Source organism: Pseudomonas sp. 3JA (genome assembly GCF_036961705.1).
In the GTDB taxonomy this organism is placed as follows: Bacteria; Pseudomonadota; Gammaproteobacteria; order Pseudomonadales; family Pseudomonadaceae; genus Aquipseudomonas; species Aquipseudomonas fluorescens_Q.
In genome coordinates, this window is sequence record NZ_JBAMDJ010000076.1 from 1 (window position 1) to 11,519 (window position 11,519).

The 11,519-nt window shown below is 52.7% G+C and carries 6 protein-coding genes; 4 read left to right on the plus strand and 2 right to left on the minus strand.

Annotated elements, in window-relative coordinates; translation table 11 throughout:
• Nucleotides 1–82 precede the first annotated feature (82 nt).
• Both V7773_RS29805 and V7773_RS29810 read right to left on the minus strand, forming a co-directional pair.
• Nucleotides 83–1,075, minus strand: coding sequence for a hypothetical protein (locus tag V7773_RS29805; RefSeq protein WP_336076443.1), 993 nt, complete (start codon nucleotides 1,073–1,075; stop codon nucleotides 83–85).
• A gap of 61 nt (nucleotides 1,076–1,136) precedes the next feature.
• Nucleotides 1,137–1,763 (minus strand): hypothetical protein, encoded by a 627-nt coding sequence (locus V7773_RS29810; RefSeq protein WP_336076444.1) that lies wholly within the window; start codon nucleotides 1,761–1,763, stop codon nucleotides 1,137–1,139.
• 259 nt (nucleotides 1,764–2,022) lie between these two features.
• Between V7773_RS29810 and V7773_RS29815 the strand changes: the two genes are divergently transcribed.
• The 4 genes from V7773_RS29815 to V7773_RS29830 all read left to right on the plus strand — a co-directional run bounded on the left by V7773_RS29815 (nucleotide 2,023) and on the right by V7773_RS29830 (nucleotide 11,431).
• Nucleotides 2,023–4,440 (plus strand): hypothetical protein, encoded by a 2,418-nt coding sequence (locus V7773_RS29815; protein WP_336076445.1) that lies wholly within the window; start codon nucleotides 2,023–2,025, stop codon nucleotides 4,438–4,440.
• Between the two features lie 122 nt (nucleotides 4,441–4,562).
• Nucleotides 4,563–6,023 (plus strand): hypothetical protein, encoded by a 1,461-nt coding sequence (locus V7773_RS29820; protein ID WP_336076446.1) that lies wholly within the window; start codon nucleotides 4,563–4,565, stop codon nucleotides 6,021–6,023.
• Between the two features lie 13 nt (nucleotides 6,024–6,036).
• Nucleotides 6,037–8,550 carry a hypothetical protein gene (locus V7773_RS29825; protein ID WP_336076447.1) on the plus strand — a complete coding sequence of 838 codons (2,514 nt, stop codon included), beginning with the start codon at nucleotides 6,037–6,039 and terminating at the stop codon, nucleotides 8,548–8,550.
• Nucleotides 8,537–11,431, plus strand: a complete 2,895-nt coding sequence (locus V7773_RS29830) for a hypothetical protein (RefSeq protein ID WP_336076448.1) — start codon at nucleotides 8,537–8,539, stop codon at nucleotides 11,429–11,431. The genes V7773_RS29825 and V7773_RS29830 overlap by 14 nt, the downstream gene beginning before the upstream one ends.
• Nucleotides 11,432–11,519: the final 88 nt, after the last annotated feature.

Genomic DNA, 11,519 nt, shown 5'->3' on the forward strand with positions numbered 1-11,519 from the left:
TTGCCACATTAGACGTTGTCATGGCGGCTTACCTAGGTTGAGTCAAGAGGGGCGGCCAGCCGGAGAGCAGGCTGTCGGATGCTTATTGCAGGGTGGCGCAGCGATAGCGGGTATTACCGTTTTCGTCGCCTTGGTGCCATCTGCCGATAAGAAACTGGTTAGTAGGGCAGCGGAACTCAGAATTGGCTTCTTTCATGGAATCGCTCCAACCGTGGGGCGTGACCGTCAGGTTTCTGCCAGCATTGGTGGCCGGTGCGCATCCGTAATAGGTGTCCGCATTCTCGTCACCGATATGTTCGCGGCCGATCATGACTCTATTATTCGGACAGACGAAATAAATGCCGGCGGACTCTTTTATACCAGTGGATTTTGTAATGGTTTGTATGACTACACTCGCCCCGGACTGAACGGCCGTGGCACACTCATGGTAGGTGTAACCCTGTTCGTCACCCATGTGTTTGCGGCCGGTCATGATTTGGTTGGAATAGCAAGTGAGATTAACGTCGTCTTCTGGATGAGACCCGGACCATGAACGATCACGCTCAGTCGCCGCCGGCGGCAACGGAACATTGAATGCTCTTGAAGCTACTATTTTGATACAGGACAGCTTGTCGAGCACCTCGCCGTCTACTTTTTGATACTTGTTTTCCAGCAGAAGGCCGGGGCCGATAATGACGTTCCGATTGTAATCGAATAATGTAGTGATTTTCGTTATGCCGACTGTCGTTGATTTTTTTGTGGTTCTTAATTTTATCCAAAAATCTTGGTCTGAGCTGCTTTCGGAACACCAGTCATCATCGCTCAAAAAAATTTTAAGGGCCGATGGGAGCTCAACAAACTCAATAGTCCGTGCTACGAACCCCTTGCATTTCGTGCCGAATGCCTCTAGCTCATACCGATATGTTAAGCCACTACCTTCAGCAGGAATTTCCAACGAGCAGGTAGCGTCATTTTTATCGCGAAGAATGATGATAGCGCCAGTAGCAGGAGGCTCTGAAGTGGCCATCGCTACAGGAAACAGGGTTAGGCCGAACAATAGGGCGAAGCCGTAGGCGTGGAAAGTAGTGCGGATCATTTTATTTACCCGATGTCAAATGGAAAGACACGGCAGCAGGCTGTCGAGTGGATATTGCTGACTAGTAAAGTGTTGCACATTGATATTGGGTCCATCCGTTTTCATCGCCTCGGTGGCCACGCCCCGTCATGACGGTATTTGCAGGGCAGGTGTAACTGCTGTTGGACTCCTTTATATCGTCTGTCCAGGTGCGATTACCCACTTGCATGGGATCGCCCCAGGCATCAATGACTTTTCCACAGAAGTACCAAGTCGGGCCATTTTCATCATGATAGTGACCGCGGCCGGTCATGACTTCGTTAGTGGGACAGGCAAACTTATATTCCCTGGATTCGTTATCATATTTTGCCGTGTATTCTAACTTTGTATTGACGGTCAGCGGCGTATCATTTTGTTTAAGGCTCGCACATTTATGACGGGTGTTGCCGTTTTCATCGCCATCGTGCTCACGTCCCACCATGACTTTGTTGGCCTCGCATTTTATATAGCCCTGTCCATCTACGCCTTCTTCGTACGACTTGCTCTCCGATCTTGAGTTCGACCAGCTGCTGTCAGGGGTTACAATAGTTGCGGCTTTAGTGTTCGCAGCACTTCCATGAGCGCTGAACAACAGCGTTATAACCAGCACGGTCATGGGGAGATGATGGTCGTAGAATATTGAACCTATCCCAGCTGATAAACGATTCATGATGTTTGTTCTCAAGTGAGTATCGCGTTGAGGGAGCGGGCTGAAGAGACGGTAAACGTAAAAGCGCAATTTGCCTACCTAGCAGAACTGTTAGGCAGTAGGGTAGAAAAAGAGAGGCGACGTGGCCTGGGCCCCCGTCCAAAACCATCGAAACCTAGCAGTTCTGTTAGTGTTCATTGTTGCGACGCGGGGGTATAACACAGTTGTCTGATTTACGCGGTTCCATGACGGTGACTTGAACCTGTTATCAGGTCGGATCATGGCCGTTTTGATGTTATTAACATCTCATGAAGGTCCGATCATGCCTCGAGAATCAGTGGCCGCGTTCGTATCCTGGCTGGAAGGGAAACCTCGAACCATGGGGTGGGATGCCATTCTGGCGTATGACCAAAGTAAAACCAATACACTATTGCTTCAAGAATACTTTCAACGATTTGACAGTGACCAGTACTTCAAGCCACTTACGTTTCTTGTCGAGTATTCATCAAGTCAGTGGGACTATTTATACGACTACCTTCTCGATGCGCCACGCTTGTCGTTCGAAACATCCAGCATAACGTCATCTGAAGCGACCCTGACCATGCGTATTATTGGCGGGACGCAACTTACCCTTAATCAGGAAGCCGGTGAGCGTGTCAAATCCGTGACCCGCATAGGGTTGGCGGATGCGCTAAACGGTCCTCTCCTGCGCATGGCCATTCAATTGCTGGGTAAGCCAGGCACGTTAGACACACTCGGCCGTGTGACGCTGGACCTCTCAAAAGGCACTCACTTGTACGTCACCGTCGGCGACAGCATGGAGCAGGATCTGATTGCGGGTCGAAAATTCCAGGAAAAATTCGACGCATGGTGCGACGAACAGAAAGTATTCGAATTGAATACCTTGACGCGTGAACCCTCTGACTTGCTGCAACCCGAGAAATTTTTCCTTCGAACCCATCCAGCGCCGGGCGGGGATGAGCGTAATGCGCCCAATTTTGGCGAAGGCGAGGTATTGATATTTATCCTGATGAAAGGGGGCGGCCCGGAAGAAGAAGCCGCTATTCCACCGTCGAACACTGGGATGCATTATTTGATTCCCGTGGGCGGCGGGGACGAGCCGTTGTCGGCGACGCTCCTGTTGGGTAACCATTTCTTGCTCAAGCACATTGTTGCCGATGGGTTCCAGCGGATTAACGAAGCCCCCATCGAGGTGGTTTCAGAAGGGGTGGCAGGGGAGCATATCCAGTCGTTGAGCCCGGCGGATGGGGCACGCAGGGCATCCGTGGCTACCCAAGCCGGCGTGCCCAATATCAAGAGCCTTGCTTTGCCATCCGGATTCACATTGCCGTTCTCTAAAAAAGAAGGGACTACGGCGGTCTGCGAGTTCTTCGCCAGAATAACCAAGGACCTACTGGTGTTGCGCTGGGAAGGAAAACAACCGACACCAGTTAATGTAGTGACCAATAATAATGAACCGATCGCGGGTTCAATGACCGTGAAGTGGCGTTGGCAGCAAAATTTCAAGTTTTCCACGGCGGCAGATGGCCAATTGTCGTTGAAACCGGAGACCGCCCAGGAGAATTTGAAGATATGCAAGGTATCGCCCGACACCTTCATCGGTAAACCCCAGGTCGAACCGCACCTGGGACCGATTATTGAGCGCATCGAGTCGTTACTTAGAGGAGTGTTGGACGACAGCTTCGAGCGTTTTACCTCTACGGTCCCGGAGATTGATCTCTTTCGACTCAATGGCCTGTTATTTCGCACGCAGAATGCAGTGCAACCGAGTTCCGGCTACTTCACCGGTGATCTAGCGTTGTTAGGCAAGGTGGCGCCGAGCCTGACTAATTTTGTCATCAGCCCGATCGAACCTGTTGTCGGACCTCGGGGAAGGGTTTCATTCGAGACGGAGCCTGCCGCGACCGGGTTGGTCTGGAGTGTCATGAACTTGCCTGGTGAAACCGGCGACACCGGTATCATCGATAGCGGCACTGGCGTTTATGTCGCTCCCAACGATGCCAATATCACGGGCTACCAGAAGCGTGTGCTGGTTACGGCCCGGGCGGGCAACGGCAATAGCAACCGGGCACTGGTAAGTATCGTCAAACGCGACATAAGCATCGATCCACTGGTGTTCATGGTAACGGCAAGGTCCGAGGGGGATCAGGTCTCGGGCTACAGAATGTCAGGCGCTGCTTTGGACGGTGCCGAACTTGTTTACAGGCTGGCTAACGGGTCGACCGCCAAAATCGAAGATGAGCCTGAGCCGACACCGGGGCTTGTCAATCAGAGGCGCTTTATTCCGCCTGTTCGTCAAGGCGGTGTTGCCGTTACGCTTGAAGAAATTGAGATGACCCGGGAATCCGGTGGCACGTTACAAAAGTCAATCGCGGTGGTGATGCATCAATCTTCTGATTATTTTTTAAGAACGGAAATAGTCAGCCATTCGCTGCTGTTGAAGTTTTTTTACCGGAACAAGGACGGTGACGAAGTTCAAGTGCCCCTTCATGAAACCACGTTCACAAAACTGTATGGCGAAGGTTTGCTCTCGCATGACGGCCGTTATGACCCTTCTGCCACTCCATTTGGGAAGTTTGCGATCCTGATGGCTGAAAGAGAAGACGATGAAGAGTGGAAGTTTGCCTGTCTTATTGTGCCGTTGCCGCTTATGGATGTGCAGAATCTTAGGCCGTAGCGCATATCGGATATCGATAATGTAGCGCTATGAGCGGATCGCCAGAACCTATCAGTTCTGCTAGTAGGCACCGTTTCGGATAAGGAGTAAAAAATAGCTACAGCTTAATGGAGTAAATAGAGATGGTGTCCTCGGAAAGTCTGCTGCCCGTCGCGCATATCAAGGAGTCCCATGATCTTCACTTGAATCCGCGCACGATCGGGCCAACCGTGACAGCTTTGATTGCACCGTATCGGGCGATGCACGAAGGCGACGTAGTCACATTCAAGTTTGAAGGATATGACGACAGGGGCGATTTGGATGAGGTGTGGGAAACACCGAAAACCTTGACGGTCAGTGACATAGAACGACCGCTGGCCTTTAATATTCCCCGGAACCAAATTGACTTTATCGAGGGTGGTCACGCGTTAATCAGTTACACTGTGAAATATTTCGGAACTAATATCCTTGGGCCGTCTGCTGTGCAGGCAGTACGTATCGTTGCGCCGACCACGCCCCTGCAACCGGTCATTCATATTGAACAATTGCTGGGCGACACACTTGATCCTTCGCAGTTCCCTGATGGTGTCACGCTGCGAGTAGCCCCTTATGTGGATGCCCATATCGGTGATTACGTATTGCTGTATTGGTGGACTTCCGACTTGGGTAAACGTGTTTTTCAGTCCCTATTGCTCGATTCGTCGAATATTCAGAGCCAGGTCCTCCTGTTTCGGCTGCCTGCCCAGGTATTGCTGGACAGTATCGGGCAGGAAGTCCAGGTGTTCTATCAGTTCGCGCGGGAAGGGGCGGCGCAGACTTCACAAGTGCTGGAGCTGAAGGTACGTGGAGCGTTGGACCTAAAGGCACCATCGGTCGAAGGCGCTACCGCCGAAGGGATGCCCGGTGATAACGAGGCCTATCTGACCGCCACTGCCACGACGCAAAACGGTGCTTTCGTCACGCTTCCACAATCGCTGGTGATTGGAGCGGGGGACCGGGTTGCGGTGCATTGGCAGGGAGATCCAGCGGGAGGTCAGCATATCGCCCCAGAACCCTATGACCATGCAAATCCCCGGCGCTTCCAGGTGCCGATCAGTGCTATCGCCGCGAATATGGAAGCAAACGATAACGAAGAAGCCAAGCGCTTTCCCGTGTTTTATCGGTTTACTCCCTCTGGTGAGCCTTATCAGGATTCTGACCCATTGCAATTGCGTATCCAGCCTTTACCGCGGGATGAATACCCAAAAGTTCAATGCACCGACCTGGTGGGTAATACTCTTTCATTGAAATCTGTCTCAGATGAAAAGGGTGCGAATCTTACGCTAGGGAAATGGGTTTTTATTGCACAGGGGCAGCTGTTAACTATCCGTGTTTGGGGGGTCGATGTTTCTACCACTTCGATTTATGTCGATGTGCGTACTCCTGCCGTACCTGTCACGGCCACAGAAGCCTCGAACGGCATTATCGATCAAAAGTTACCGAAGTCTTTTTTACGGCAGTTGAAGATGAGGTCCAACTTCAGACTGACGGCCACCGTGAGTTTCGATGGAGGGAAAAGCTTCTTCAATTTTCCAACGCTGGACAATCTTATGTTGATTGAATAAGGCGTAGATCTCGATGCCGAAAGAAGCAGCGGGGCCACGTAGTGGTCGGCTTGCTGAAATACTGTTCATTGGCCCATTACTGGATGAGGCAACTATCATGGCGCGCGAAACGGTAGAGCAGTTCGTTACCTGGCTGGAGACGAAACCAAGAACTTACGGGTTTGATGCGATTCTGGCTTATGATCAAAGCAAGACCAATATGCTATTGATGCAGGAGTATATACAGCGGTTTACCGGTGACTCCTATTTTGACCCTATCAGTTTCGATACCGAGTACGGTTCGGATACTATTTGGAGTTATATCTATGACTATATTCTCGACGCGCCGCGATTGTCGTTCGAAACAGCAGAGATAGCGGCTTCTGAAGCGACCCTGACCATGCATATTGTTGGCGGCACAGAACTCTCCGTGAGTAAAGGAGTGGGGGAAAGGGTTAGAAAGATTACACGGTTGCGGCTGGCGGATGCGGTGAATGGTCCTTTGCTGCGCATGAGTATTCAATTGGTAGGTAAACCAGGCACGGTGGATACACTCGGCCGCGTTACGCTGGATCTCTCAAAAGGTACCCAATTGTATGTCACTGTCGGCGACAGCATGGAGCAGAATATTGAAGCCGGTCTGAAATTTAAAAAAGAATTCGATGCCTGGGAGGAGGATCAAAAAGTATTCGAATTGAATACCTTGATACGTGAGCCCTCGGATCTGCTCCAGCCCGAGGAGTTTTTCATTCGAACCCATCCAGCGCCGGGCGGCAATGTTCTGAATTCGCTCAACTTTGGCGAGGGTGAGGTCTTGGTATTTATCCTGATGAAAGGGAGAGACGAGGAGCAGGAGTATTCTATTCCGCCCTCGAATACCGGGATGCATTACTTGATTCCCGTGGGAGGCGGGGACGAGCCGTTGTCGGCGACGCTCCTGCTGGGTAACCATTTCTTGCTCAAGCACATTGTTGCCGATGGGTTCAAACGGATTGATGGAACCGCCATCGAGGTGATTTCGGAAGGTGTGGCTGGCGAGCATATCCAATCATTGACCCCGGCGAGCGGATCGCGCAGGGCGGACGTGGGCGTCCAAACCGGCGTGCCCAATATCAAAAGCCTTGCCTTGCCATCCGGCTTCACATTGCCATTCTCTAAAAAAGAAGGGACTACGGTGGTGTGCGAGTTCTTCGCCAGAATAGACAAGAACATACTGACATTGCGCTGGGAAGGGAAACAAGCGACGCCAGTCAGTGTGGTAACTAATGCGAATGTAACGGTCCCCGGCTCGATGACTGCGAAGTGGCGTTGGCAGCAAACTTTCAAGTTCTCCACAGCGGCGGATGGCCAACTGTCGTTGAAGCCGGAGGCCGCCCCGGAGAATCTGAAAATATGCAAGGTGTCGCCCGACGGGTTCATCGGTAAGCCGACGGTCGAACCGTACATCGGCCCGATTCTCGAACGCATCGAGTCGTTACTCAGGGTGCAGTTGGACGATAGTTTCGATCGTTTCACCTCTACCGTCCCGGAGATCAATCTCTTTCGACTCAATGGCCTGTTATTCCGCACGCAGAATGCGGTGCAACCGAGTTCTGGCTATTTCACCGGAGACCTGGCGTTGCTGGGCAGGGTTGCCCCGAGCCTGACCAATTTTGTCATTGATCCGGTCGAACCGGTCATTGGGCCTGAAGGTGAGATTTTATTCGGCACCGAGCCCGCCGCGACCGGATTGACCTGGAGTGTCGCTAATTTGCCAGGGGAAACCGGCAATCCCGGCACGATCGTTAGCGGTACAGGTTTTTACACAGCTCCCCCCGACGCTGACATCACCGGTTACCAGAAGCGCGTGCTGGTCACGGCACGGGCAGGAAACGGCAATAGCAGCAGAGCGTTGGTGAGTATTGTCAAGCGCGACATAGGCGTCGATCCGTTGGTGTTCGTGGCGACGGCAAGATCCCAAGGAGAGCAGGTCTCGGGCCACAAAATGTCAGCCGCTGCTTTAGATGGCTCCGAACTTATCTATCGACTGGCGGACGGGTCGACGGCCGACATCCGGGACGAGCCTGATCCAATAGAGGGGCTTGAGCACCAAAAGCGCTTCATTCCGCCTCTATTCCAAGGTTCCGCAGACTCACCCATTAGCATCGAAGAGATCGACGTGCTGCGCAAATCAGGCGAAGGGCCGGTACAGAAGTCAATCGCGGTCGTGGTACATGATAGCTCCAACTATTTCATCAAAACGGTGCCCGGTGCTGATGAGCGAACGCTGACGGTGAAGCTGTTTTACATAGACAAGAATTCGAATGAAAAAGAGGTCCCCACTGACGAAATCGAGTTCACGAAACTCTACGGTGACGGCACATTTTCAAACACTGGGGTGTATGAATTACCGGCCGCCCCCAGCGCTAAGTTCGCGGTGCTTCTGGCCGTAAGAGAGGACGATGAAGTATGGAAATATGATTTCCTGATCGTGCCCAATCCCATTGTTGATGTGCAGTCATATACCCCACCTGCAAAACGGCGAGGAAGTCACCATGTCCCTGAATAACTCCGCAGACAGTCCAAGGGTAGGACATTCCAAAGCCGAGTTGCTTGAGATACTTGCGCGAGGCAACGTGACTCGGAAATGGGGGGCGATCGCGGCCTTCGACCGTGCCCACATTAATCAGATACTGCAAAAACAGTATCTTTCCCACATGAACGACTTAAGTTTTCTGGTGCCTTTCAACCGCCGTTTCTTTACCGACGCAGATGAATTCGAAGAAATCGAGCTGGAGCGTCTGGTACTGGGTGAACCGCGCCTGTCTTTCGAGTCTGCGACCTTGGCAGACTCCCGGGTGACCCTGACGATGAACATTATCAGTGGTGCCTATACCTCAACCAGCCTGGTACCGGCGAAACCGCCTATCGTCCGCGAAAGTTTCCACTTCCGCGAAGACATGGGCTATCAGGTGCAAATGACCGTCGACCTGACAATGACGCAGGGAACAGTTGATGACCGTGGTCGGGTCTTGCTCGATTTATCCGAGGGCTTCGACGTTACATGTAACCTGGGTTCCGGTTGGTATTCCCAGCATCGTATCGGTGATGCGATTAAAGTTTATCTGGAGGAGCATCCGGCTTATCGCAAGACCTTCGTGCTGGGCATCATTGATTACAATGATTACAGTCCGCTGGCGCCTCGTTCATTCTACCTACGCACACAGGCCGCCCCAGGGGGGGCGGATAGCCGGTCGGCGAACTACGGGGATGGCGCCTTGGTGATGTTTATACAACTCACCTCCAACCCCGAGGAAGGGGATCTGCCTCTGGACGATCGCAGTTTTACTTATTTAATCCCCAACGATCTGGAGAATGGGCAGCCCAAGTACTCAGGTGTCGTGGTGGTGGAGAAACGGCTCATTCCCTTTGTCGATGAGGGAGCGCTGGATTTGCTCAAGCACCTGCTGTTTCCCAACAGCTATGTCTTTACTAACAGCGAGCCACCCCACACCCCCCATGACCTGGTGGTATTTGGCACTATTTCGCTGACGTCGGATGCGCGGATTATCGAGCCTGCGCGCGTCGCGGTGAAGGGCGGCGTGCCGACCCGTTTCAATGTCTTCAGTGGTACCGGTGGTGCTCCAACGCCGACCCGCTGGAGCGCCAGTAGCCTTGATAGCCCATTGCTGGTCGGCTCCATGGTGGGAAACACTTATACACCGCTGGCTCCAGCATTGATGGGACACAGCCAACAAGTGTCGGTGGTGACGGCCCATTACACCGATGGCCAAGGTGAGCGCAGCTATTCCGGGCTGGTGGTGGAGTCCTACCAAAGCATTGTGATCTCTCCGCGAATTTACACCTGGGGAGAGGGAATGGGCCCTGTCCACCTGAAGGCCTCCAGCCTGGGAACCAATCGATTGGTGTGGGCGCCGGTAGGCGATGAGAAGGGGGATTTGACGCAAATCGACAGTTACAACGCTGTTTTCACCCCTCGCAATGAGCCAGGCCAACCGGTATGGATTCAAACCATTGAGGTGAAAGACACTGGCACGGGGGAATTTGCTCGGGCGGCGGTCATCATCATCGGGGCGCCGCAAAGTCTGCGGATCCTGCCGTATCATGTGCCCACCGTGACCGCATCGAGTTCGATCCAATTCAATATTGCGAATCTGGCCGACCCGAGCCGTGCGGATTGGGAGGTTTATGGCGAAGGCACTATTTCCTCGGATGGGGTATTCACACCGCCTGTCTCGAGCTCGACGCCGGTGAGTGTCGTGCTCGGTGAAACCAGTGATGACGCCTGGGGTTATGCCATCGTGCAGTTGGTCGAGCGCCAGCGGGAAACGCCGCGATGGACAGAGTTGAAAGCATTCGCAATCGAAGCCTTGGGCACGAGGCAGTGCTACATCAATGGCATGCAGCAAATTCCAATTCGAATCAAGATTGAAACCCAGCAAACTGCTTCTGGGGACGATATTCCCTTGAGCGATGTCGAGTTGTCGACTTTGAAGCTTGTTTATCTGGGCGGTGCGGAAGTCCCTTTTATTGAGGCGGACCAGGAGGGAATCGAGGATAACGAATGGGATTGGGCGGTGAATGTCCAGCGCAACCGCTTCAGGTTGAACTCCTCGGGCGCCGTCCAGAGCATCGACCCTGATTTCCCTTTGGAACCCCATAATGATCGGACACGCTATCGAAATCTGTATGTGCAGTCGACATTGGAAGAGACCGTGGAGTTTTATGCCTGGTTCAAGGGCGATGATAACCGGGAATGGCCCTCTACCAAGAGCAACTGGGACGACAACACGATTCAATTGCGCGGCGTTGTACCTCCAACGCCGGTCACGAGCGGACCCAATACCTACTATGACTTCATCCGGGTGCGCGCGCATACAGGTGCGGGTGAGGAAACCTCCGATGATCCATTCTCTTATGTGTTGGATTCAATCGACTATTGGAAATTTGGTTATCGACGCCAGGGCCTGGAGCCCGTAAAAATGGCAACGCTCAAGATTCTGGGTAATGCGTCGACCTTGCAATATGAATCGGAACAGTTGGATGAAACCTTCGCCAGTTTCACCGGCTATGGTTTTTATCCTCAACCTTTTGGACGAGAGGACAACCCGCCCACTGGGTTAGTGTTCGATGCTTACTTCAGGGCCATGTGTCACACCCTGAACTACAAACAGCCCTCTACTGATTTTGTAGAGCAGTTTCGTCCCGGTCGGGGCGAGCTTCTTGTCAGCTTGCATCGGGTCCCGGATATGCCCTACTGGCATGACAGTATGGCGGAGGATCCGCTCATGCATTATCGCGAGCGACTGGACCGGTCCGTACAGTTTTTGCTGCGGGACGAAGAGGGCAATACGCATCGGTTCGATGTGAGTTTTGACATCCCGAGCCGCGCAGATAGCCGTAACAGGCTGCTGATCAACTTCCGATAAGCTGAAGGCGACACATGGAAGAGTCGCCTGCTTGTTTCTGCAACCTATTCGGGAAGCGAACCCACCATGACCACTTCTACAGTTGTTC